18 protein-coding genes are annotated in these 23,266 nt (G+C 71.3%); 7 read left to right on the top strand and 11 right to left on the bottom strand.

Going from position 1 to position 23,266, the window contains the following annotated elements; genetic code table 11:
* Positions 1 to 18 precede the first annotated feature (18 nt).
* On the top strand, positions 19 to 741 hold the full coding sequence (locus tag BLV05_RS33700) for an aquaporin (protein WP_160312802.1): 723 nt from the start codon (positions 19 to 21) through the stop codon (positions 739 to 741).
* A gap of 14 nt (positions 742 to 755) precedes the next feature.
* Here the strand turns inward: BLV05_RS33700 and BLV05_RS33695 are convergent, their stop codons facing one another.
* Entirely contained in the window at positions 756 to 3,086 is a 2,331-nt protein-coding gene (locus BLV05_RS33695) for a glycosyltransferase (RefSeq protein ID WP_082155645.1), read from the bottom strand.
* On the opposite strand from BLV05_RS33695, the gene BLV05_RS33690 reads away from it, so the two are divergent.
* Positions 3,038 to 4,147, top strand: a complete 1,110-nt coding sequence (locus tag BLV05_RS33690) for a hypothetical protein (RefSeq protein WP_152690980.1) — start codon at positions 3,038 to 3,040, stop codon at positions 4,145 to 4,147. The two genes, BLV05_RS33695 and BLV05_RS33690, sit on opposite strands and share 49 nt — an antisense overlap.
* A gap of 37 nt (positions 4,148 to 4,184) precedes the next feature.
* On the opposite strand, the gene BLV05_RS33685 is transcribed toward BLV05_RS33690, so the two are convergent.
* The 3 genes from BLV05_RS33685 to BLV05_RS33675 all read right to left on the bottom strand — a co-directional run bounded on the left by BLV05_RS33685 (position 4,185) and on the right by BLV05_RS33675 (position 8,329).
* Positions 4,185 to 5,249: a glycosyltransferase family 4 protein gene (locus BLV05_RS33685; RefSeq protein WP_160312801.1), complete on the bottom strand. Its 1,065-nt coding sequence runs from the start codon at positions 5,247 to 5,249 to the stop codon at positions 4,185 to 4,187.
* Between the two features lie 104 nt (positions 5,250 to 5,353).
* Positions 5,354 to 7,198 (bottom strand): glycosyltransferase family 4 protein, encoded by a 1,845-nt coding sequence (locus tag BLV05_RS33680; RefSeq protein WP_052762936.1) that lies wholly within the window; start codon positions 7,196 to 7,198, stop codon positions 5,354 to 5,356.
* A gap of 126 nt (positions 7,199 to 7,324) precedes the next feature.
* Positions 7,325 to 8,329 (bottom strand): polysaccharide pyruvyl transferase family protein, encoded by a 1,005-nt coding sequence (locus BLV05_RS33675; protein ID WP_046771495.1) that lies wholly within the window; start codon positions 8,327 to 8,329, stop codon positions 7,325 to 7,327.
* 209 nt (positions 8,330 to 8,538) lie between these two features.
* Between BLV05_RS33675 and BLV05_RS33670 the strand changes: the two genes are divergently transcribed.
* The gene (locus BLV05_RS33670) at positions 8,539 to 10,581 is read left to right on the top strand and encodes an acyltransferase family protein (protein WP_160312800.1); all 2,043 of its coding nucleotides are present in this window, start codon (positions 8,539 to 8,541) and stop codon (positions 10,579 to 10,581) included.
* Between the two features lie 170 nt (positions 10,582 to 10,751).
* Positions 10,752 to 12,662 carry a BTB/POZ domain-containing protein gene (locus BLV05_RS33665; RefSeq protein WP_046771494.1) on the top strand — a complete coding sequence of 637 codons (1,911 nt, stop codon included), beginning with the start codon at positions 10,752 to 10,754 and terminating at the stop codon, positions 12,660 to 12,662.
* A gap of 67 nt (positions 12,663 to 12,729) precedes the next feature.
* On the opposite strand, the gene BLV05_RS33660 is transcribed toward BLV05_RS33665, so the two are convergent.
* Positions 12,730 to 13,992, bottom strand: coding sequence for a hypothetical protein (locus tag BLV05_RS33660; RefSeq protein ID WP_046771493.1), 1,263 nt, complete (start codon positions 13,990 to 13,992; stop codon positions 12,730 to 12,732).
* Between the two features lie 83 nt (positions 13,993 to 14,075).
* Here BLV05_RS33660 and BLV05_RS33655 point away from each other — a divergent pair, with 83 nt between their 5' ends.
* On the top strand, positions 14,076 to 14,384 hold the full coding sequence (locus tag BLV05_RS33655; RefSeq protein WP_046771492.1) for a hypothetical protein: 309 nt from the start codon (positions 14,076 to 14,078) through the stop codon (positions 14,382 to 14,384).
* A 21-nt stretch (positions 14,385 to 14,405) separates the two neighbouring features.
* Here the strand turns inward: BLV05_RS33655 and BLV05_RS33650 are convergent, their stop codons facing one another.
* The gene (locus tag BLV05_RS33650) at positions 14,406 to 14,957 is read right to left on the bottom strand and encodes a hypothetical protein (RefSeq protein ID WP_046771491.1); all 552 of its coding nucleotides are present in this window, start codon (positions 14,955 to 14,957) and stop codon (positions 14,406 to 14,408) included.
* Positions 14,958 to 14,959: 2 nt separating this feature from the next.
* Entirely contained in the window at positions 14,960 to 17,152 is a 2,193-nt protein-coding gene (locus BLV05_RS37385; RefSeq protein WP_197683461.1) for a glycosyltransferase, read from the bottom strand.
* A 138-nt stretch (positions 17,153 to 17,290) separates the two neighbouring features.
* Between BLV05_RS37385 and BLV05_RS33640 the strand changes: the two genes are divergently transcribed.
* A complete protein-coding gene (locus BLV05_RS33640) occupies positions 17,291 to 17,899 on the top strand; it encodes a hypothetical protein (protein WP_152690979.1) in 609 nt (202 codons plus the stop codon).
* Here the strand turns inward: BLV05_RS33640 and BLV05_RS33635 are convergent.
* From BLV05_RS33635 to BLV05_RS33620, 4 genes are read right to left on the bottom strand one after another with little or no spacing between them, the layout of a single operon-like run.
* The gene (locus tag BLV05_RS33635) at positions 17,888 to 19,060 is read right to left on the bottom strand and encodes a serine hydrolase domain-containing protein (RefSeq protein ID WP_046771489.1); all 1,173 of its coding nucleotides are present in this window, start codon (positions 19,058 to 19,060) and stop codon (positions 17,888 to 17,890) included. The genes BLV05_RS33640 and BLV05_RS33635 overlap by 12 nt on opposite strands.
* A complete protein-coding gene (locus BLV05_RS33630) occupies positions 19,057 to 19,869 on the bottom strand; it encodes a carbohydrate ABC transporter permease (protein WP_046771488.1) in 813 nt (270 codons plus the stop codon). The genes BLV05_RS33635 and BLV05_RS33630 overlap by 4 nt, the downstream gene beginning before the upstream one ends.
* Positions 19,866 to 20,744, bottom strand: coding sequence for a carbohydrate ABC transporter permease (locus BLV05_RS33625; protein WP_046771487.1), 879 nt, complete (start codon positions 20,742 to 20,744; stop codon positions 19,866 to 19,868). Before BLV05_RS33625 ends, BLV05_RS33630 begins: the two co-directional genes overlap by 4 nt.
* Entirely contained in the window at positions 20,741 to 22,099 is a 1,359-nt protein-coding gene (locus BLV05_RS33620) for an ABC transporter substrate-binding protein (RefSeq protein ID WP_046771486.1), read from the bottom strand. The genes BLV05_RS33625 and BLV05_RS33620 overlap by 4 nt, the downstream gene beginning before the upstream one ends.
* Before the next feature lie 113 nt (positions 22,100 to 22,212).
* On the opposite strand from BLV05_RS33620, the gene BLV05_RS33615 reads away from it, so the two are divergent.
* Entirely contained in the window at positions 22,213 to 23,214 is a 1,002-nt protein-coding gene (locus BLV05_RS33615; protein ID WP_046771485.1) for a LacI family DNA-binding transcriptional regulator, read from the top strand.
* Positions 23,215 to 23,266 lie beyond the last annotated feature (52 nt).

The following is a 23,266-nucleotide window of genomic DNA, read 5'->3' as shown; positions in this document are numbered from 1 at the left end:
ACGGGAGTGATGTCCTCGATGACTGACGCGTGGATCCGTAACGCCATCGCGGAGGCGGTCGGCGCCCTCATCATCGTTAGTGGCACGCTGCTGGCGGTCGAAGCCGGCGCGACTCCGCGCGCGCTCACCTACGGGTTCCTAATTGCCGGGCTCACCGCCGCGTTCGGCCATGTGTCGGGTGGTCATTTCAACCCCGCTGTCACGCTGGCGATGCTGCTGGACAAGAAGATCGACGTCCTCGGCGCCGTCGCCTACTGGGTGGCGCAGTTCGCCGGTGGCGCGGCCGGTGCGGTGCTCGTCATGCTGACGACCGACCGCGTGGTCGTGGAGGCGGGCACGCCGGTGGTGGCCGAGCCGATGGACATCGGCGGCGCCATCGCGCTCGAAGCGTTGTTCACGATGATCATCGTCCTGGTGATCTTCGGCGCGGTGGTCGACGACCGCGCACCGCTCTCGGCCTACCCGTTCGGCATCGGCCTGACGGTGGCCGGCGCGGCCTTCGCCACCGACGCCTTCACTGGCGCGGCGCTGAATCCGGTGCGCGGCTTCGGCCCGGCCGTGGTCGGCGGCGAATGGGACTCCGTCGCGTCTTGGCTGGCCGGCCCGATCATCGGCGGCGTGGTCGCATGGCTGCTATACCGCTACGTCATCGCGCCACCGAATCGCGGCAACTCCTTCGGACGCCGGCGTAGCCCGTACCCGGAGCCGGTGCCGCCACCCGGGCCGTCGCTGCTGCCCTGACGGTCCAGCCGGGGTCAGCCGGCCGGCGGGACCTTCGCCGCCACCAGCCGTAGGAGCAGCTCCGCAGCCGCGTCGACATCGCCCGTGGGCGTCGCATACGTGAGCGGCTCACGGCTCAGCGGGCTACCGGGCTCGACCAGCCCCCACACCGGCGTTCCGCTGCCCATGTAGTCGCTCCACTTCGAGGGCAGGTACGGGTTCACCGAGTGGCTGCTGCCGGTCTTCGCGTCGTTGACCAGCAGGCAGTCGAACGCCGTGGTGAGGTTGAGGAACTGCAGGTACGGGCGGTACGGCCGCACGACGATCACGTCGTCTAGCTGGGCCGTCCGCACCTGCTCGCTGATCTCCTCGGCATTGCCGGTGAAGACGTGCAGCCGCACCTGCTTCCTGGTGTCGTCCTCGAGCCGCGCGATCGCGTCGACCACTTCGGTGAGGCCGCGGGTGGCGTAGAACGTGCCGAAGTAGGCCAGGTTGACGGTGTCGGCGGGCAGGTCGTCGAGCGTCGCCGGGGACGCCGTGTAGAACTCCGCCGGGAGCGAGGGGTGCGGGTCCACCCGTGCCTTGAGCCGGGCCGTCTCGGCCAGGGCCGGCGGGCAGTACGACAACATGTAGTCGCGCTGGTTCTCGTTGGTGAAGACGAGTTCGTCGGCGAGGGCGTACGCGATGTTCTCCGCCGCCGCGTACATGTTGTCCGGCATCGGCAGGTCGGCGCCGGCCTTCCGGGCCGCCGCCAGCAGCTCGCGCAGCAGCTCGTCGTCGGTCAGCGGACTGGTCCGCTCCAGCCCGTGCACGTCGCGCGACACGGGATCGGAGAACTCTGCCGTCCATACGACCTCGGGATGGCGGACCTTGTACAGCGCGGCGAGGAAGTGTGACGCTGGCCAGACGACGCGGCTGTACAGCCGCTCGTACCCCTCCGGCGGGCGGCGGGACTGAATGGCTGACATGCCCCGCATGCAGAAGTCGCGGATGGCCGCCCAGTTGCCGAAGCTCGAGGGCGAATGAATGGGCAGCGCCTGGTCGATCAGCTCGGCCGAGATACGGGTCGTCTCCTTGTCGGTGCCACGGACTGAGTCCATCGCGTTGTAGATGACGTCGACGATGTCGCCGGCAGCGCGGATCCGTTTGGCCGCGACGATCGCGCTGGTGTCGACGTACGGCACGAAGCAGTAGGAGACGGCAAGGGTGCGGGCGAGGCCTCGGTTCAACACGTCGTAGGGAAAGTTCGCGAGGCCTTGCTCGCGGATGTTTCGCAGCGCGTCGCCACGATGGTCCGGCCGTGCGTCGAGGAATCGCCGGATGACGCCGGCCTGAGCCCGCATGAGCGCTGCCGCCACGCCCTGGCGGTCTGGCGGGCAACGCTCCATCAGGGCATCGAGCCGGGCGATCACGCGCACGCGGTCCTCGACGGCGAACGAGAACGTCATCTCGCGGCGGGACACCGAGTTCGGTCGGACGGTCCGGTAGTAGATCGCCTGGTCGTCAGGAGCGACCACCTGGAAGACGAACGGGTGGTGAGCGAGAAGGGACATGAAGAAGACGATGTCCTCGCCGCTGCTCAGCGTGCCGTCGTAAGCCACCTCCTGCGCGACCCGGGTCGGGATGAGCTTGGCCGCGTTGAAGCCCATCGCCCGCGGCAGCTTCTCGGGGCGAGCACGCTGTCCGGCCCAGGCGCGCAGCTGCTCGTTGACCTTGTTGTCATGGTCGGGTTCTCCGCCGTCTGCGACATCGGCGATGTTGGCGATCGGGATCACGTGCTCACCGGCGTAGGCGAGCAGGGACGAAAGGAATGTCGGAGACACGGTGTCGTCGTCGTCGACGAAGGTCGTGAATTCCTGCCGGGCCGCGGCGATCCCCAGGTTCCTGGCCCGCGAGACGCCGGCTTTGTTCACAGTGAGGCGGCGAACTCGCAGGTGCGGATTTCGGCGTGCGAATTCGTCGATGACCGCGCCAGTGCCATCGCGTGGGCCGTTCAGGACGATGATGATCTCGAACAGATCCGGCGACAGTGTCTGAGCCGCCAGTGAGCCCAGGCACGATGCGATGTGGCCTTCGGCTCGGAACGTCGGGATCACGACGCTGATGCCGCGTGACCGACTCGTGCTCGAGACCGCCGGAGCACTGTCGCGCTCGTACACGCCTTGTCCCTTCTGGATCGATACGCACGGCCGGCCGGCAGCGTGGCGCGGTGCGATGGTACCGGAACCCTTCAGCCCGACTACGCTTGCTGCCCTGAGGCGAGATTTGGAGATCGACGGTGAGAGTTCTGGCGGATTCCGGCACGGCAAGGATGCTCGTGCTGGCCGACTCCGACGAAGCCGCTGTGTCGGCGGCGCGATACACATTCGACAGTGCTGCGGTGATCCTGCTAGGTGGCGAGGACCCGGTTCTATTGGACAAAGGTGACCTGTACGACGATGTTGTCATCGCCTTGACAAACGTCACGCCGGAGGCTTTCGCAACTGCCCTCGCGATATGCGGTCATCACCTTCACGCGGACACGACGATCCGGCTATCTGTGACTCATCGGCAGGACGATGATCTCGTGGCTGCGCTCGGCAAGGCCGCCGGTTACGGCATCGTGGACGTCGAGTTCCGTGAGGGCGAGCCGTTCGTCGTCCTGAAGGCGGGCGCAGGCGACGGCTCCGATGGGACGCGGCTTTCTGGTGTCGTCGCGACCCTGCGCGCGGCCGACCGGGCGGGTCTGGGCTGGGGTCGGCGGTCTACGGAAGCGCAGGATGTCCCCCGCGACCTCGAGGGTCAGCTCGCAGTAGCCCGTGCCGCCGAGGAGCAGCTCGCGGCGAGAGCCGACCAGCTGCGCGAGCAGCTCGACGCGGCACGGGCCGAAAGCCGGGAGGCGCGCGGCGACTACGACAAGCTGAGCAGATCCAAGCTCGGGCGCCTGACATTGCAGTACTGGGGCGCGAAGCGACACCTGCGGGCCGGGCGACGGCGGGGTGCGCCGGCTGCGCTGCTGCGAATGCGTCTGCGGCCGATCCTGCTCACGGTCGTGCTCTTGCTGTGGCTGACGGCGACCACGATGGCGGCCCGTCAGTTCGATTGGAGCCTGACGCGGTGGTTGGTCGTGCAGCTGATTCTGCTGACGTCCACGCTGGTGGTCCTCCAGGTCAAGGGACAGCGTCTCGTCATTCGTGAGATGGAGGACCTGCGCCGCCGTGCCGCCCGCGACCGCAAGGCAGTGACGGACACCGCTCGTGGCGTGTCGGCCGTCAGATCCGGACTCGACAAGCTGGCCAAGCAGCTCGACGCCGTGTCGGGGCAAGCGGACGTGCTCGCCGAGGCTGGAGAAGCGCAGCTCGGCGCGGTGCGTGCCGCCCGTGTCGCCGTGACCGATCTTGCTTATCAGCTGGGGCGTCGCCTGCCGCACGAGATCGGCCGCCGCTGATCCGCCCGCGGGCCAGCGCAGTCGAAGGCGGCGCGCTTCAGAGCGCGACGTCTTTGCGGAGCTGACGGGCGAACTCAGCGCTGACCAGGCGGGCCGTGAACTGGTCGGCCCGCTCCCGCGCAGCCTGCCGGGCGAGCGGGCCGACCAGAACTGGCAGCTCCCGCAGCTGTCGGGAGAGGTCATCGCGGCTGGCGGGATCGAAGAGCAGACCCGTTTCGGGCGTGACGACGTCGGCCGGGCCGCCGCCGTGTGGTGCGATCACCGGGAGCCCGAACGTCAGCGCCAGCAGCAGATACCCGCTGTTCAGCGAGCGCTCGTACGGGACGAGTGCGACGTCGGCTGCGCGGAGAAAGATCTGGACGTCCTCGGCGCGGACCTTTCCCGCGTTCAGGATCACGCGAGGGTGGCGTGCGGCGCGGCGCAGCAGCTCGCGTGTCTGCGGATCCCGGTCAGGCGGTCCGGCCAGTACGAGCCGCCACGGCGCATCGTGCGTCCACGACTCGTCCAGGACGTCGAGGACCCGCGCGATCCCCTTGTAGCCCTTGATGGCGCCGAAGGTGGCAAGGACGATCTCGCCCGGCTCGATGCCGAGGGTCGCGCGAGCCTCTTCACGGGTCCAGTACGAGGGATACGCCTCCTGGTATGCCGGATGCGGCGAGTAGACGACCTTCTCGGCCGGGATCGGGCACACGTCCGCAACACGATCGCGGGTGTCTTGCGACATCACATGCACGCGCCAGCATCGCTCGACGAGTTCGCGCTGCAGCCGGCTCTGCTGGGTCTGGAAGACGACGTCATGAGGGAGCACGTTGTGGACCGTCCACATCAGCTTGCCGCCGGCGCTGACGAACTCGTCGACAACCGCGAGGAACGCGTCGGCGCGGTGCTCGGCGTCGGCCTCGTCGGTGGCATCGCGCAGGATCTGCGCGGTCCAGTGCAGGTGGAACACTGACTCGTACCCTTGCTGCCGCAGGGCCGTCAGAGCGGGCATGGTCGTGATGTCGTACACCGGGCTGACCGCGAGTCCTTCGGCGGGAAACGCCGAATAGAGCAGGGCCTGGAACGGGTTGAGCCGGGCGACTGGCCCGTAACCGAGCAGCACTCGGTTGCCGACTCCGCCGGCCTTGAGCTGGCGGACGGCGGCGATCGCTTCGCGCAGTGTGCGTGCGGCGCTGAAGTCGGGGTTGTGGAGGAGAGCGTGCACGGTCAGCCGCGGCCGTTCTGGTCCTGTAGGCCCTTGTAGGCGGACTGGTAAATGGGGCCGTTCGCGCTCCATTGCCGGAGCTCGCGGACCCAGGTGAGTCCGCGCTCGGCCTTCTCGCCGAGCGAGGAAGGGTCGGTGGACAGGCCCTGCAGCAGGTCGGCCAAGGCGTGGGCATCACCTGGGGGGAACACCCAGCCGCGGTCACCGTCGCCGATGATCTCGCGTAGCGCTTCTAGATCGGAGACCACGAGCGGGATACCAGCAGCCATGGCCTCGAACGGCTTGAGCGGTGTCACGAGCCGGGCGGCGCGGTCGCGTGTGCGCGGTACGACGAACACGGACATCAGCGCGTAGTGATCGAGCACCTCGCGGTGGTCGACCCGCCCGGTGAACACGACGGCGTCGCCGGCGCCCTCAGCCAGCCCTTCCAGCTCCGCCCTCCGACGCCCGTCGCCCACGATGAGGGCGGTGGCGGGAACGCCGCGGTCGCGGAGGATCTGTGCCGCCTGGATCAGCGTCTCCTGGCCCTCGCGTGGGTGGTCGAGGTTGCTCACGTAGCCGAACACGAACCGGTCGCGCAGGCCGTAGCGGTCGATCAGCTCGGCCGAGCGTTCTCGCGGGCTGAACCGGCGGGTGTCGACACCGTTGGGCGCCACCGTGATGCGGTCCAGGGGAATTCCGCGCGACGCGATCTCGGTACGCATGGATTCGCTGATCGTCATCACTGCGTCGGCCGCCGCCATGCAGCGGTTCTCGGTCTCGTACCGCCGGCGGTAGTACTCGCCGAGCTCGGCGCGCGCCGCGTCCGGCGTCCAGGTGGTCTCAAAGAAGGACCGGACCTCGTACACGACCGGGATGCCGAAGTGGCGGCCTAGCGCGAGGCCGACGAGTGCGGTCTCGTACCCACGATGCCCGGATCCGACATGGATCACCGACGGTGCCAGCTCCCGGACGTGTCGCGCGGCCGCCCAGGTGAAGTCGGTGAGGTAGCGGTCGTACGGCGACTTCAGGTCGTAGTCCGGACCGAGATCCAGCCGGATGTGCCGGATGCCCTCGACGACCTCGTCGTCGGCGAACTCGTCGACGCCGATGACACGCGGGAACCCCAGCGACGTCAGCACGATCGGTTCGAGGCCGGCCTCCAACTGGGCTTGCAGCGTGTACATGCTGCGCATGGTGAAGCCGTTCTCGTGGTACGGCACGGACTCCTTCAGCAGGTGCAGGACCCGGCCGGGCGTGAGCTGCTGGAGCGGCTCCGCGGGACCGGGCAGCTCGGGCGACCAGCCCTCGGTCGTCTCACGGATGCGGCCGAGCAATCCGGCCTCGCGCGTGATCAGGCTAGGAGACGGATCACCGAAGCGCAGCGCGCTCGTTGCGGCGAGCGCAAGGCTGATGGCGCCGGCCTTGTAGAAGACCTGGACGGCGCGCGAGGCGAACTGCGGATCGTTGGAGAACTCGGAGAAGGTGGCGAGGGTGAGTGCGACGGCGCGGTCGTGCTCGCCAAGCTCGGCAAGCTCGGTCAGCCGCCGGAGCACAGTGAGCCGCCGGGCGGCGGCCTGGGCTTTGGCCAACTCGGTACGCGGCGGCTTGGCCTTGAACCCCCTGACGAACGCGCGTGGATACCGGTCCAACCGCAGCCCTTGCCGAAAAGCCTTGCGCGCCGCGCGGGACAGTCGGCGCGGCATACCGTTCGGGTCGTGCTCAGCCGATGTCAGCCGCCCGACCGCATTCGCCAGAGCGTTCGCTGAGGCCTGCACGTGGGCGAGCTCAGCGAATGCGGCCTCGATGACCGCATCGTCCAGCTCGTTCCACGCCACCAGCAACGTGGGCGACGGCCGTTCAGGCATACCACTCTCCACCAGATCATCCGTTGAGCCATGGCGACGCCTCGAGCAGTGCACGAGCGCCCGTCCTGCCGGGCCGGTGCGACCTCTATCTCAGCCGACTACCCAGCGTCGCCATACGCTACAGGTTCATCGGCCGGACGATACATCGTCGCGAACGCGGTCGACCAGTTGTTGGACGGCGGCGGCGGATCGTTCTCGGAGTTCCGCGCGAGCGGTGTCGGGGATCGGGGTCTTCAGTTCGGCGATCTTGTCCTGGAGATTGTCCGCGTTCAGATGGGAGAGCAATCGCTCTTGGCCGATCATCCGATAGAGGTTGCGGCTCTTGTCAGTCGGCGACAGGACCAGCGACGGGACGCCGTACGCGACCGCGACCACCGTGCCGTGGAACTTCATGCTCAGCAACCCCCCGCACTCGCCGATGGCCCGGGTCAGCACATCGAGATCCTCGCTCACCACGAGCTCCTTGCCGGGCCAGTCGAAGGCGCCCGCCGCGGCGGCATCGGCCTCGCCGACCGGCCCGGTGCCAAGAACGATCTGCCGGATGCGGTAGCCGAGTCGTTCAGCGCGCTCGCACGCACTCGCGACGCTCTCGTAGTTGTCGGGGCCGCCCTTGCGGTGGCGGGTGACGACGCCGAGGATCGGCTGGCCGGCCGGAGCGGACACAGCAGGCAGGTCGAGTGCGAACACGAGATCGGGCGCCCATGTGACGGGCACCGAGGGCTCCAGGTTCTCGGTGATCCAGGCCGCGCTCTCGGGGTCGCGAGCGCTGATGTAGCGGACGTTCGGATGCTGGAAGAAGGCCCGGAGCCGGTTGACGATGTGGTCCTTGCGGCCGCCCCACGTCGGCACGCCCACCCCTGCGATGTAGACGGGGCGGGTGAGCCACTCTTTGCGCCAGTAGAGGTCGGAGATGCTCCAGGGAATCACCAGGTCGCCCCCGCCGATGACGAACGCATCGTAACTCTCGGCTACGGTCGCCACGGGATCGATGAAGTACGGCGACTTGGTGATTTGATGCACCACGGACGGTTCGCCTGCCGCTTGGAGCCGTTGCATCCAGAGCCGTAAGAACAGCTCGTCGCCGTAGTTCCCCCAGCCGAAGAAGCCGACTAGTCCGATGCGCTGCGTCATGGTGCCTACCGTTTCAGATGCAGGTGCGGGGGACAAACCGCCCGGCCGAGAGGTGCGCCCGCGCCGGCACTGAGCGAGTCCTCGACTTCGTTAGACTGTGGCGGTCCCGCAGCGTTGCTGCTCGCCGTCCAGACGGATTCCCGGTCCCGATGCACCACACGAGCACAGTCGCGCCATCGTCACGCACGGTCACCGCCCAGGGCTTGCCGTTGTCGTCGTCTCGCCTGCGCTTCCGCGGCGACATCCAGGGCCTGCGCGCCGTCGCGGTGCTCTCGGTGCTCGGCTTCCACGCGGGCGTGCCGTTCCTGGCCGGTGGCTACGTCGGGGTCGACGTCTTCTTCGTCATCTCCGGGTTCCTCATCACCGGGCTGATCCACCGCGAGATCGAGCAGACCGGACGTCTCGGTCTCGGCCGGTTCTGGGCCCGCCGGGCCCGCCGGCTGCTGCCCGCCACCGCCGTGGTGCTGGGCGCGGTCGCCGCCATGACGATCGCCGTGCTGCCGGTCACCCGGTGGGCGTCCACCGCATGGGACATCGGCGCCAGCGCGCTCTACGTCGTGAACTGGCGGCTGGCCGGGCAGTCGGTCGACTACCTGGCGAACGACGCGCCGAGCCCGGTGCAGCACTTCTGGTCGCTGGCCGTCGAGGAGCAGTTCTACCTCGTCTGGCCGGTGCTGCTGGTGCTGCTGGCCTGGGTGCGCAGGCGGCGCGGCTGGCGGCTGGACGCCGTCATGCTGGCGGGCATCGCGGCGATCGGGCTGCCGTCGCTGGCGTGGTCGCTGTGGTTCACCGAGGCGAACCCGGGTCAGGCATACTTCGTCTCGACGACGCGGCTCTGGGAGCTGGCCGCGGGTGCCGCGCTGGCGGTGGTGGCGCACCGGCTGGACCGCCTGCCCGGCTGGGCCGCGCACGTCCTGGGCCTGGCCGGCCTCGTCGCCATCGGGTACGCCGCGGTCCGGTTCGACGCCGCGACGCCGTTCCCGGGCAGCGCCGCCCTGGTGCCGGTGCTCGGCGCCGCCGCGGTGATCGTCGCCGGCGGTGCCGGCCGGCGCAGCGCGAGCGCACGCCTCCTGGGCGTCGCGCCGATGCGCGGCGTCGGCACACTGTCGTATTCGCTGTACCTGTGGCACTGGCCGTTGCTCGTGGGCGCCGCGGTGCTCTGGGGCGGCGACGACGGCACCCTGACCACCGCCGCCGGGCTGGCGGTCGTGGTCTTCTCCCTCGTCCCGGCGTGGCTCACGTACCGGCTGGTCGAGGCGCCCGTCCACCACGCCGGCGTCTTCGCGCGGCGGCCGTCGTGGGCCGGCGTGCTGGGCGTGGCGTGCACCGCCGCCGGTGTGGCCGCCGCCCTGGTCGTCGCGCTCGCGATACCGCGGCCGGTGTACACCGGGAACACCGACGCGCCCGGTGCCGCGGCGCTGAGCGACGACCCCGGTTCCGATCCGGACGGCCGGCCCGCCGACGCCGTCGACTCGATGGTCCCGGACGTGCTCGCCGCGCCCGACGACATGGCGATGCTGGACGGCGAGCTGTGCATCAGCGACATCGACGGCACCGAGTTGGAGTCGTGCACGTTCGGGCCGCCCGACGCCGCCGTGACCATCGCCGTCGTCGGCGACTCGAAGATGCACCAGTGGCTCCCGGCGCTCGAGCGGGTCGCCGCGGAGCGCGGCTGGCGGCTCGTCACGTACCTCAAGAGCACCTGCCCGCTGACCACGGTCGACGTCGCCTACGACGGCGAGCCGAACGAGTGGTGCGCCGAGTACAACGACGCCCGGCTGGACCGCCTGCGTACCGACGACTCCATCGACTACGTGCTGACGTCGCAGGTGGCCGGCTATGCCGCCGGCGACGAGCCGGAGGTCGTGCGGGCCGAGCGGATGGCCACCGACCTGAGTGGCGTGTGGTCGGGCCTGGAGGCGGCCGGCCGCGACGTCGTCGTCATGCTCGACAACCCGAATCCGCAGGGCGACGTCATGGAGTGCGTCGCCACCCACCCGGAGGACCTGCGGGAGTGCGCCTTCCCGCGCGCCGACGGGGTGCGCGCGAGCGGGGCGCCGCCGCAGCAGGAGGCGCTGGACGGACTCGACGGCGTGGGCGCTGTGGACCTACGCGACTTCATCTGCCCAGGTGACCAGTGCCCGGCCGTCATCGGCGAGACGCTGGTCTACCGGCGCGGATCGCACCTCACCGCTACGTATGTCGAGTCGTTGACGCCGAGACTGGACGAGGCGCTGCTGGCGGCCATGTGACCGTCGGCCTGCCTGGGAGTCGCGGTGCCGACCCGTCGGGGCGCGGTCGTTGAATTGCTCCGCTAGAGTCCTGCTTGCTGGGGCTCGTCGGTCTGCGAGGGCACGGATGACCACGACACGTCCAGACACGTGTCGGGAGGCCCTGTCCACTGACGACAGAGGAGCATGTGATGGGGATACCGGACGAGGGCGGCGAGTACACGTCCATCGACGTCGACGCCCTGGGGCAGGCGGTCGACGACCTCGCGGCGACGCTGACCGGGTTGACCGACAAGATCACCGGTCTGGAGTCCGATTTCGGGTACTTCGGCGTCGACAAGACCAACTTCAACAAGCTCATGGAGGCGAAGTCCGACCTCGAGAGCATCACGCCCGACATGCGCCGCCGGCACAGTCTGGCCGTGCAGTTGCTGGCCGAGCAGCAGACCAACGGCTGGGCCGGCGACGGCGTCCTGACCGTCCAGGGCACCGACATCCTCAACGACGACTTCGGCTCCGTCGAGGAGGCCCAGGGCGCCGGCAGTGACCTCGCCACCCAGGTCAACGAGAGCGGGGGCGACATCCCGCCGGAGGTCTACGAGCAGCTCGAGCAGTACGGCCACGACCCCGACTTCGCCGAGGCCTTCATCAACGGCCTCAGCCCCGCCTCGCGCGCCCTGCTGATCTCTGATGCGCGCATCCAGGCCGGGGGCGGCGGCGGCGAGGACCCCAACGAGGAGCCGCAACTGGCGGTCGCGGAGGTCTTCGCCACCGCCAGCTTCCGCATCGACTACGACGCCGAGTTCTTCCGGGGCATGAACGACGCCCTGCGCGACATGGAGCTTCCCGGCCCGTCGATCACCGCCATGCAGGACTTCCTTCCGCTGCTGCAGCACGGGAGCTGGAACCACGAGGCCCTCACCTCGGTCGCCGATGTGGCGATGTCCGGTGACTCCGACGTCACGGGCATGCTGAGCGGCGACTGGCGGTCGCTCGTGTTTGCCGGGCTGGCGCGGAGCCCGCGGGCCAGTGCGGAGTTCATGGCCGAGCATCGTGACGATGTGTGGGATTCCGCGAGGTTCGGGGACTACGAGTCCGAGGAGGAGTTCGCGGCGTTCCTGCAGGCCGCCACGGTGGACGCCGGCCCGGTGTACGCCCGGTTGGGTCTCTACGACGAGGACCTGCCGAATCTGGCCGAGCAGAACGCCGCCTGGCTGATCAACCAGGTGGGTGAGCAGCCCGAGGGTGAGGCCTGGGAGTTCAACGAACACATGCGTGGGGTCTTCTCGAACATCACGGAGGAGTACTGGGACGACTTCATGTACAGCTTCTCCACACCAGCTGGGGTCACCGACAACCCCGGCCGCGACGGCATCGAGGTGGACACGGCCAACTGGGAGGCGTTCATCATGGAGGTCATGCGCTCGGAGGAGGGCTCGGCCGACATGTTCATGCTGTTCCAGACCCAGATCGGCGACATGCGCGACCACCGGGTCGAGGGCTACGACGAGGACGACTCCGACACCGCGCACGCGACCGGCTGGGACGCCTACGTCAACCGACGGCTCGGCAACCTGTTCGTGTCGAACTGGGAGCAGGTACTCAGTGAACGCGACGCCAGCGCCCAGGAGCGCGAGGAGTTCCGTAACGGCGTCGTCGACTTCCTCATCGGTGCCGCCTTCGACCCGAAGGGTACCGCCGAGAGCCTGACCTCCATGCCGAAGGACATTGCCCAGACATTGATCGGCGACATGATCAAGGACTGGTGGGGCAGCATGACCGAGGAGGAGGTCCAGGAGATGGACACCGACTGGTTCGGTGACCGCAACACCTGGATGGAGTACGCCAACCGGCTCGCCAACGATGACCGCTTCCCGATCGACCCCGGATACAACGACGGCACCGTTACCTGGGACGGCGACCCGCAGTTCTACGAGGAGAGCTACGGTGCCAGCTTCCGCGACGACTCCGGCAACATCCTGCCGCTGGACCAGATCCGCGAAGACCCGGCTGCCCTGGAGGCCTACAACGCCTGGTTGCAGGACCCGGCCGTCCAGATGATCACCGACCCGCTCTTCCAGCCCGAGGTCCACTCGTCCTGATCGACGGTGAGGCACTGACGGCGGCCACCCGAGTGGCCGGGTTGCCGCCGTCAGCGCATTCGGCAGGTCAGGACGCGATGTCGTCCGGTATCTCGATGGCAACGATGATCGACTCGTCGGACTCATCGTCGTAGACCGCGGCCGCGAGCCGGCCGTCGCCGTACCATGCCGCATCATCGCTGGCGATGTCGGCTGTGGCGACCTCCCCGCCGGGCGTGACGACGACGGTGGAGTGCGTCTCGGTGTTGCTCGCTCGGGAGTCGGCGATCGCCTGGGCGCGCTCGCTTCCGTCGGTGACCACCCACTCGTACGGTGCGTGGTCGTCCTCGGTGAGGCTCTCCAGGTTGCCGATGGCACCGGTCGCGATGGCGCCATCCCCCGTCACGGAGAAGGTCTTGGGATCCAGGATCGCCCGGTAACCGATGGAGGTCGCGCCGACGGTCTCGGCGAACGGTCCGTCCGAGGTGACCACCGGCAGGGTGTCATCGCTGGTGTCGGCTCCGAGGACGACGCCGGCTGTCCCGTCGTCGGCGATCGACAGCACGGACCACCCGGTGCGGACGAGGACGTCGCCGTCAGGCCCACCGGCCAGCGCGATCGGGCCCAGCAGGTCGATCTCCGTGGCGGCGGATCCGTCCGGGAATGCGGTGACCGGGATCTGGTCGGTCTCGGGTGCGGTGGTCGGGTCCTCCCAGGGTTGACCTGCGAGGGTGACGAGGACACCGTCCTCGACCGTCCGGACCATAGAGGCACCCGTCAGGCCCCCGCCCTCGGCCAGCAGTGACTCGGCGAACAGCAACCGGCCGTCGGCGTCCGCGGCGATGTCCACGACCTGGCCGAGCCGAGCCTCCTCGGCGGGGGTTCCGTCGGGTGACACCGGCGTACGGGCGGACAGCTCCTCAGGCGGCGCGGGGACACCGAGCGCCGCCTGGAGGGTGTCGCTGTCGAGTACGAAGACGGACGCGTCGGACGCACCGTCGGCAACGGCGTACACGGTGCCGTCCGGGCCGACAGCAAGGTCGGTGACGGCCGTGGCACCGGCAGGCAACTCCGGCTCGAGGGAGCGCACGTCACCGTCAGCGGTGATCTCGACCAGAGTGTCGCCGCCGGCGACGGCCCACACCGAGCCGTCTGGCCCCGAGGTGAGCGCTGTGACCTGCCCGTCGAGGCGTATGTCCCGCCCGGCGGCCGGCTCAGCGGCCAGTGGTGAGTCGCCGCCGCCGGCCACCAGCTCGACCTCGACGCCGTCGCCGCCGTCGTCGTCAGAGGTACATGCGGTCACCGCGGTCAATGCGAGGATGACTCCGATGACCGCTCTGCTGGTCCGCACGTGTCCATCTCCATCGTCGGCTGGCGTTCGCAGCCGCCATGCTAGCCTCACGCGCAGCGTGACCGAACAGGAAGTAGGGTGTGATGGCGAACGACCGGATGGTCCCCAACCCGTTCATCTCCGCCATGGAGAGTCTGAAGACCCGCACGTCCAACGCCGTCGCCGAGACGCCGAACATGGACGCGCCCGCGGGGTCCATCGGCCCCGGCCCGGCATGGACCGGCGTCAAGGCCCGGCAGATCCACGACGACTACCTCGCGCCCAACGCGCAGCCGCTGAAGACCGCGCTGTCCGAGCTGGTCGGCGACGTCGAGGAGAAGATCGGCACGCTCGACCCCGAGGTCTCCGAGGGCGCGGCGCGGGCCATGCGCATGGACCTCGAGACCCGCTGACGCCCAGTTGACGCCTCCGGCTCAGGTCCGCGGGGCGAGCGCGGCCAGCAGCAGCCGCTCGGTCCGGCCGAGCCCGTCCGGGCCGACCACCACCGACGCGGTGCTGCGGTAGGTCGCGAAGACGGTGCTCAGCGTCGTGCGCACGTAGTCGTCCCACGACTGACCCTCGTACGGCCAGTCGCCGGCCGGCAGCAGCAGCTCCGCCGGGTACCCGTAGGCGCGGGCCGCGGCCAGCTCGGGCACGTCCATGACGATCACCGGCCGGAACCCGGCTGTCAGCACCTGCAGTTCGGCGATCTCGTCGACGATCTCCCTGACCCGCTCCGCGGGCGCGCCCAGGAGCAGCACCACGACGACCGGCAGCCGCCCGGTGCCGACGCCGGCCAGCAGCCGGCCGGCGGTGACGTCGAGCGGCGTGTGCTGCTTGGAGTCGACGGCGAACAGCCGGTGCACGACGGCGCGGGCGGTGGCGCTGTCGCGGATGCGCGGGACGACGGTGCGCCGGGCGTACCGGTAGCCGGGGATGCGGCGCATGTGGCGCATGACGCGGCGCGGCTTGCGGCGGTCGGCCATGGTCAGACCTGCCCTTCGACGACGAGGCCGGTGAGGACGCGGGCGGCCCCGACGGCGCCGTTGCCGGGGTCGGCGTCGGAGACGTGCTTCACCATCGGCTCGCCCCGCTCCAGCAGGTCGGCCAGCAGCGGCGTCGCCTGGTCGACGGTGACCACCTCGAGCGTATGCGCCCAGCCCTGCGCCGCGGCGTAGCGGCCGCGCGCCTCCTGGTCGTCCAGCGCGGTGGACCGGTTCGGCACGAACAGCGTCGGGACGCCGAACCGGAGCAGTTCGTGGAAGCTGTTGTAGCCGGTCGCGCTGACGGCGAGGTCGAACGCGCGGTAGCGGCGTGACAGCGGGAAGTCGCGCACCACGTGGACGTCGTCGAGGCGGCCCTGGCCGGTCGCGATCTCCGGCTGCGTCACGCACACCTCGACGCCCAGGTCGCGCAGCGCGGCGACGACGGCTCCGAGGTCGCCGCTGGTGTCGTTGATGTTGCCCGCGCCGAGCGAGACCAGCGCGAGCGGCGCGGCCGGGTCCAGGCCGAGGAACGAGCGGGCCGCGGCGCGGGTGTCGAGGTCGTCGCGGTCGAGCAGGGTGACGGGGCCGACGCGGGTCGCCTGGGCCTGCGCGGTGACGCCCTGGTCGGCCGGTCCGGCGAACTCGCCCGGCTCGATGACGAGGTCGAACCAGCTCGATTTCGCCAGCTGGTCGCGGTTCATTCCGGCCCGCCACATTCCTCGTCGCGACCACACCCAGCGGATGCCCGGGTAGGCCCGGCGGACCAGACCGAGCCCCTCGTACGGCCAGGTGCCGTCGAAGACGACGACCGACGGGTGGATGCGCTCGATGGTGGCCGACAGCCGGGCGGCGAAGTACGCGTGCCAGCGGGCCGGCTCCAGCCCGGTCGCGGACGCCGACGGCACGTACTCGTACGGGTGCCCGAACCGCCCGACCACCGGCGCGGCCTGCGACAGCGAGAAGAAGTGCGGCTCCAGCGCGGGCGCGCACCGCTGCGCGTACGCCAGCAGCCGGGTGAGGTGGCCCATGCCGGCGCCGTTGCTGCTGACGAACAGCGCCCGCGGCGGCCGCTCGTCGCTCGTCGTCGCGGGGGCGGCCGGGGTGGGGGTGGACGGCGCCGGCGTCGTGCTGGGCGGCCCGATCAGCGCCGCCAGCCGCGCGACGTGCGCCTCGTGGCCGTACCGCTCGCGCGCCGTCGTCCGGGCCCGCTCGACCTGCGCGTCGTAGGCGGCGCGGTCGGCGTAGAGGGTCTCGACGACGCGGCGGACGTCGTGCGGCTCGGCGTAGACGGCGGCGTCGCCGAAGACCGGCTCGAAGTGCGGCGGCAGGACGGCCGGGACGCCGGTGGCCAGCGCCTCCAGGATGGTCCGGCCGAACGCCTCGACCCAGCGCGGGTTGTGGAAGTAGACGAAGAAGTCGAGCGAGGCCAGGAAGTCGCGCGGCGGCATCGCGCCGAACGGGAACACCTCCCAGCTCTCCGGCAGGTCGCCGAGCAGGTGCTCCACCGGCCCCGCGCCGCCGAGCACGCGCACCGTCCACGTCCCGTCGACCGGGTAGACGGCGTGCAGCGTGGCGGCGTCGGCGGGCCACTTCTGCGGCGACGACCGGCTGTGCCGCCCGATGACGGGGCGCGCTCCGGCCGCCCGGCCCGGCCGGTCGACGGCCCAGGCGTCGACGTCGATGATGTTGACCCAGTCGGTTTCGGCCAGCGACTCCGCCGGCACCCGGCCGGCGATGGCCTGCCGCACCAGCGGGCCGATCGGCGCCCAGAGCGGCTCGCGGCCGAACCGGTGCTTGGCGATCTCGTGCACCGCCTCGGGCCGGTAGTGCTCGTGCCCGTCGATGTCGTAGGGCGCGGCGTTGGCGACGATGACGACATGGTCGGCCTCGACCGGCGGCAGCTGCTCCGCGGCGTGCTGCAGGACCGCCGGGTGCCGCACCACGACGACCTTCGCCCGCACCGGAGCCCGGCCGACCAGCAGCCGGGCGCGGCCGTCCTCGACCGCCGCGCGGATGAGCCGGTTCACCGGGGACACCTTGGCGACGAGCGGCCCGTTCAGGCTGATCAGGCCGGTGCTGTACCCGGACCGGGCCTGCGCCGTGATCTCCTCGGCGATGCTGTGCGAGGTGCCGCCGGGGAAGCGGAGGTCCGAGACGTCCAGGACGTCGACAGTGCGGGTGCCGGGAGCGGGCATGGTTCCAGATCGTGCCACACCCGCGGGCCCAGGCCGATTCGGGCCGCGCATCCGGGCAACCTCGCTTGCGGGTCGGGCGTCTACTGGGCAACACGGCCGTGTTTGCCCGATTCATCCAGCCCGACCTGGGAGCACTTCATGATGGAACCCGAGACCCCGTCCGCGGCCGACGACCGCTCCAGCCGCCGGCGCCTGCTCCGGGGCGCCGGCGTGCTGGCCGGTGGCGCCGTCGCGACCGTGGCCGGCGTGGCCGCCGCCTCATCCGCGCAGGCCGCCCCCGGCGACCCCGTCCGCCTCGGCCGCGTGAACACGTCCGGCAGCGCCACGACGACCGTCCGCTCCTCCGGCGCGGCGACGCTCGGCGTGCAGCATCGCGGCGAGGGCGACGGCCTGGTCGCCTCGACCGGTGACGCGATGAACGCGGCGATCCGGGCCGTGAACACCAACGACGAGCACATGATGGGCATCGGCGGCGCCGTGGTCGCGACCGGTTCGGCGACGCCGGCGATCATCGCTACGACCTACGGCGGCCACGATCCGGCGATCTACGCCTACGGCTTCACGGACGAGACCGAGACCGAGTGGAGCAGCGCGCTCTACGCCATCGGCTCGGTCTACCTGTCCGGTCCGGTCTACATCGAGGGCGACCTCATCGTGAACGGCACCATCTACTGCGACGACGTCAAGCCGCTGAGCGACCGGCAGCGGGCCGAACTGCGCGCTCAGGCGCAGCGTTCAGCTGACTGACGTCCGGCCGTCGACGACCGAGCGGAGCGAACCGACGAGGCGCTCCGCCCGGTCGTCGTCGTGGTTGCGCAGCCGGTTGGTCAGGTAGGCGAACCCGACCCGGGCGACGGGGTCGGCGAAGGCCAGCTGGCCGCCGGCGCCGTCGTGGCCGAAGGAGGACTCGGCCAGCATCGGCGCGATCGGCGAGCGCAGCATGAACCCGGTGGCCCAGCGGGCGTGCGGCGGCGGCAGGTCCAGCACGCCCGGCCCCTCGGCCAGGACCCGGGTCGCGTCGCGGACGGCCTCCGGGCGCAGCAGCGCGGGCGCGCCGTCGGTCTCCGTGACGACGCGCGACCAGGTGCGGGCCAGCGCCCGGGCCGTCGCGACGACGCCGACGGCGGGCAGCCCGGCGGCCAGGACGGCGGGGTCGTCGAGCCCGGTGCCGTCGCCGACCAGCTCGGGGGTGAACGCGCGGCCGAGGGTGATCGCGCGGGTCACGGTCCGCCGCCGCCAGGGTGTCGACGGCGCGTCGGCGGGGAACGTCAGCCGCGAGCGGGCCCGGTCCCAGCCGGCCGGCGCCACCCGCGCGGCGTCCGTGGCCGTGACGCCGAGCAGCAGGTCGGGCCTGCCGGCCAGCCGGGCGAGGTGCTCGGCCAGCGGTGCTCCGGTGGCGCGGCGCAGGATCTCCGCGACCAGCCAGCCGTACGTCATGGCGTGATAGGCGTGCCCGCTGCCGGGCGGCCACAGCGGCCGCTGCCGCTCCAGCGCCTCGACGACCGGCGTCCCGGCCAGCGCGTCGGCGCGGGTGAGGTCGGCGTCCAGTGCGGGCAGCCCGGCCGAGTGCGACAGCACCATGCGCGTCGTCACCGCCGCCTTGCCGTGCGCGGCGAACGCCGGCCAGTACGCGGCCACCGGCGCGTCGAGGTCGAGCGCGCCGTCCTGGGCGGCCCGGACGGCGCACGCCGCCAGCAGGCCCTTCGTGCAGGAGAACGTGGCGGCGAGGGTGTCCGCGGCCCAGCGGGCGCCGGTGCGCGGGTCGGCCCGGCCGCCCCACACGTCCACCACCGGCCGTCCGTCGACGTACACCGCGACGGCGGCGCCCGCGGCCGGGTCCTCGGCGAGCAGGTCGGCCAGAGTCCGCGCGACCGGCGCGTAGTCCGGCGCCCAGTGTCCGTCGATCATCGGCCCGCTCCCTGGAGGATGGCGGCGACGAAGCCGCGCTGGAACACGAGGAACACCACGATGGTCGGGACGACGATGAGCAGCGACCCGGCGCACAGCAGCACGATGTCGGTGCCGTACTGGCCCTGGAAGGCGCCGAGCGCACCGGCCATCGTCCGCCGCGTCGGGTCGTCGACCAGCGTCACCGCGAGCAGGAACTGGTTCCACGTCCACAGGAACAGCAGGATCGCCAGCGCCGACCACGCCGGCGCCGCCAGTGGCAGCATGACGTGCCGGAACGCCTGCCGCATGCTCGCGCCGTCGACCCGGGCGGAGTCGAGCAGCTCGGCCGGCAGCCCCAGGAAGTGCGCGCGCATCCAGAAGATGCTGAACGGCAGGAACAACGCGGTCAGCGGCAGGATGATCGCCCACCGGGTGTTCAGCAGGCCGAGGTCGCCCAGCTGCAGGTAGAGCGGGGCGATCAGCGCCTCGTACGGCAGTGCGAGGCCGGCCAGGAACGCCGCGTACACGAGCCGGGAGCCGCGGAACGGCACCAGCGCCAGCCCGTACCCGGCCAGCGTCGCCACCAGCAGCGCCGCCGGCACGACGACCAGCACGATCAGCGAGCTGGACGCCAGCAGCTCGCCCATGACGGCGGCGTCCCAGGCGGCGGCGAAGTTGCCCCACTGCGGGTCGGACGGCAGGCTCAGACCGGCCGGGCTGGAGCCGCGCGGCTGCAACGCCGTCAGGGCCATGCTGACCAGCGGCAGGACGGTGCCGACGGCGGCCAGCGCGAGCAGCAGGACGCCCGCGGGGCTGCGCCGCCTCACCGCTCGCGCCCCAGCCGCTGCAACGGCGCGATGATCGCCAGCACCAGCACGACCAGCACCACCGCCAGCGCCGACGCCAGCCCGACCGCCTGCTCGGTGAAGACCAGCCGGAAGATCAGCACGCCGGGCACCATCGTCGAGTAGCCGGGGCCGCCCGCGGTGGCGACGTAGACGATGTCGAAGCTGGCCAGCGCCGCGATGGTGAGGATGGTCGCGGCCACGACGATCTCGCGGCGCAGCGACGGCAGCGTGATCGCGGTGAACCGGCGGACCCGGCCGGCGCCGTCCAAGGCGGCAGCCTCGTAGAGCGCCGGGTCGATCCGCAGCAGTCCGGCGGTGAACAGCAGCGTGCACAGGCCGGTGGCCACCCACGCGCCGATCAGGCCGACCGCGGGCAGCGCGGTGTGGAAGTCGGCCAGCCAGGGCCGGGCCAGCGCGTCCAGCCCGGCCAGGCGCAGTAGCTGGTTCACCACGCCGTCGGGCGAGTACATCCACGACCACGCGATGGCGGCGCCGGCCAGCGGCACCACCTGCGGCAGGAACAGCACCGCTCGGGCGGCCGCCCGAGCGCCCGCCGAGCGCAGGTCGGCGACGACGGCGGCCAGCGCCAGGCCGAGCGCGATCGGCAGCAGCGTGAAGAACGCGATCAGCACCAGCGAGTGGCCCAGCGAGTCCAGCAGCCGCTCGTCCGTCGCCACCGACCGGTAGTTGTCCAGGCCGACCCAGGTCGCCGGGCCGAACCCGTCCCAGTCGTAGAACGAGTAGCGCACCGTCTGGCTCAGCGGGTAGAGCACGAAGCCGCCGTACAGCAGCAGCGCCGGCAGCACCCACCACCAGCCGGACGCGCCGGGCCGGCGCCTCGCCGCCGCCGTCACCGGCCGAGCTGGCTCTCGTAGTCGGCCTGGAGCGTGGCGGCGAAGTCCTCGGGCGTGACCCGGCCGGCCAGCAGCAGCTGCAGCTGCGGCGTCAGCGTCGCGGAGAAGAACGACGCGGTCGCGTTGCCCACGAACGGGACGATGCCGTCGTCGCGGCCGAGGTCGGTGAACGCCTGCAGCGCGTCGGAGACGACGGGGACGGTCGACGCCGGGACGGGCGCGTCCGCGGGGCCGCCGGGCGCCAGGCCCTGGTTGGCCACGACCAGCTCGCGGCCCTGGTCGGAGAAGGTGAAGTCCAGGAACGCGGCCGCGGCGTCGGCGTCCTCGGCCTCGGCCGGGATGACGAAGTTCGCCGGGTCCGACATCGCCGCCCGCGGATGGTCGTCGGCGGCCGGGAACAGGAAGAACCCGACGTCGTCGCCGAGCTGCTCGCCCAGCGTGGCGGCCTGCCAGTTGCCGCTGACGAAGTAGACGCCCTCGCCGGCCGCGAACTGCGCGACGGCGGTGCTGGCGTCGATCGCGGCGACGTCCGGCGCCAGGTAGCCGGCCGCGGCCCAGTCCTGCAGCGTCCGCGCCGCCTCGACCGCCTCGGGAGTGTCGATGCTCGCGTCGGGCGCGTTGAACACCCACTCGGTGACGGGTGCCGCGGTGCCCTGGGCCAGCAGCAGGGACTGGTACGGGAAGAACACCAGGCCGTCCTTGCCCGACGTGATCAGCGGCGTCACGCCGGTGGTCGCCGCAGCGGCGAGGTCGCGTTCGAAGTCGGCCAGCGTGGCCGGCGGGCCGTCGATGCCGGCCTGCGCGGCCAGCGTCTTGTTGTAGTAGACGCCGGTCAGCGTGAACCCGATGCCCATCCCGTACAGCGAGCCGGTGCCGCGGGTGCCGTCGGCGTCGATGCGCCACTGGTTCAGCTGCGACGCGGGGAAGTCGGTCCAGCCGTACGCCTCGGCGTAGACGTCGAGGTTGCGGACCAGCCCGTCCTCGACGGTGTTGCCGGGCGTCGGCAGGCTGATCAGGTCCGGCGGGGCGGCGCCGGTCATCAGCCGGGGCGCGTTCTGCTGCAGCGCGTCGAACTGCTCGCCGGTGATCTCGAACGTGACGTTCGGGTGCTCCGCGGTGAACGCGTCGGTGAGCGGGCGCAGGCTCTCGACCTGGGTCGTGTCCATGGTGATGTCGACGACGACCGGCTCGTCGCCGAGGTCGGTGCTCGCCTCGTCCGGCGCCGACTCCGGCGCGTCCGTGCCCGGCGAGCCGCAGGCGGCCGCCGTCAGGGCGACGAGCGTCAGGGCGCCGAGCAGGCTGGCGCGGTGCTTGGGGCGGGGGCGGGGGCGGGTGGCGGTGCGGCGTGTCGTCATGGCGCTCTCCTCGACCTCGGTGTCGGTGGTCGGCGACCCGGCCTACCGTCGTCCGGTTCGCGGATTTTGTCAAGCACTTCGATAAAGCACTTCGATAACCTAGGCTCGGTGCCGTGAAGGACGTGACCATCTACGACGTCGCCGAGCAGGCGCAGGTGAGCATCTCGACGGTGTCGCTGGCGCTCAACCATCCGGCGCGGCTCAAGCTGTCGACGCTGGACCGCGTGCTGCAGGTGGCCGACGACCTCGGCTTCGTGCCCAAGGAGCGCGCCGTCGTCCGGGCCCGCAAGGGCGTGCACCGCATCGCCGCGGTCGCGCCGTTCACGTCCTACCCGAGCTTCTCGCGGCGGCTGGCCGGCGTCTTCGACGAGCTCGGCGACCGCGGCGAGCAGCTGGTGGTCAGCGACTGCGCGGACATCGCGGTGTCGGCGTCGCCGGTGCTGGCGAACATCCCGGTCCGCGGCCACGTCGACGGGCTGCTGAACCTCGGCGTGCCGCTGGACGAGAAGATCGGCGAGCGGCTGCGGCAGCGGCTGCCCACGGTGCTGCTGGACACCCGCTACCCCGGCCTGCCCGACATCTGCGTCGACGACCACGAGGGCGGCCGGCTGGTGGCCGAGCACCTGGCCGCGCTGGGGCACCGGACGGTCGCGTTCCTCAACGAGGTCGAGACCTACCCGTTCCAGTCGCCGCCGGTGCTGCGGCTGGCCGGGCTGCGCTCCGTGCTCGGCGAGGACTCTGTCGTGGAGATCACCGTGCCGCGCGGGACGGCGGCCGGTGCCGCCGCGGTGTCCCGGCTGTGGTCGGACGACGCGCTGCGGGACCGGGTGACGGCGGTGGTGGGCTGCCGCGACCTGGTGGCGCTGGGCGCGCTGGCGGAGCTGCGCTCGCGCGGGGTGGACGTGCCGGGCGACGTCTCGGTCCTCGGCTTCGACGACGACCCGGTCGCCGAGGCGCTCGGGCTGAGCACCGTCAGGCACCCGTTCGAGGAGTCCGGCCGGCTGGCGCTACGGACGCTGCGCCGGATGCTGGCCGCCCCAGGCGAGCCGATCGCCAGCCGGCGGCTGCCGCTGACCCTCGTGCCCCGCGCGACCTCCGGCCCCGCGGCGGGCTAGCGGGTGCTATGCGTGGCTCGGTGTTGTGCGCCGGGGTCGGAGGGGGCGGTGG

The sequence above is a fragment of the Jiangella alkaliphila genome (assembly GCF_900105925.1).
Lineage (GTDB): Bacteria > Actinomycetota > Actinomycetes > Jiangellales > Jiangellaceae > Jiangella > Jiangella alkaliphila.
The sequence above is the reverse complement of the archived record's forward strand: the minus strand, read 5'-3'. Positions and strand labels throughout refer to the sequence as shown.

Coding starts and splice junctions, on each gene's coding strand:
- BLV05_RS33700 (WP_160312802.1), top strand. CDS start 19: ATGACTGACGCGTGGATCCGTAACGCCATCGCGGAGGCGGTCGGCGCC.
- BLV05_RS33695 (WP_082155645.1), bottom strand. CDS start 3,086: ATGTGTATCGCGCCGCCGACACAGCGGCTTCGTCGGAGTCGGCCAGCA.
- BLV05_RS33680 (WP_052762936.1), bottom strand. CDS start 7,198: ATGCCTGAACGGCCGTCGCCCACGTTGCTGGTGGCGTGGAACGAGCTG.
- BLV05_RS33675 (WP_046771495.1), bottom strand. CDS start 8,329: ATGACGCAGCGCATCGGACTAGTCGGCTTCTTCGGCTGGGGGAACTAC.
- BLV05_RS33665 (WP_046771494.1), top strand. CDS start 10,752: ATGGGGATACCGGACGAGGGCGGCGAGTACACGTCCATCGACGTCGAC.
- BLV05_RS33655 (WP_046771492.1), top strand. CDS start 14,076: ATGGCGAACGACCGGATGGTCCCCAACCCGTTCATCTCCGCCATGGAG.
- BLV05_RS33650 (WP_046771491.1), bottom strand. CDS start 14,957: ATGGCCGACCGCCGCAAGCCGCGCCGCGTCATGCGCCACATGCGCCGC.
- BLV05_RS37385 (WP_197683461.1), bottom strand. CDS start 17,152: ATGCCCGCTCCCGGCACCCGCACTGTCGACGTCCTGGACGTCTCGGAC.
- BLV05_RS33640 (WP_152690979.1), top strand. CDS start 17,291: ATGATGGAACCCGAGACCCCGTCCGCGGCCGACGACCGCTCCAGCCGC.
- BLV05_RS33635 (WP_046771489.1), bottom strand. CDS start 19,060: ATGATCGACGGACACTGGGCGCCGGACTACGCGCCGGTCGCGCGGACT.
- BLV05_RS33620 (WP_046771486.1), bottom strand. CDS start 22,099: ATGACGACACGCCGCACCGCCACCCGCCCCCGCCCCCGCCCCAAGCAC.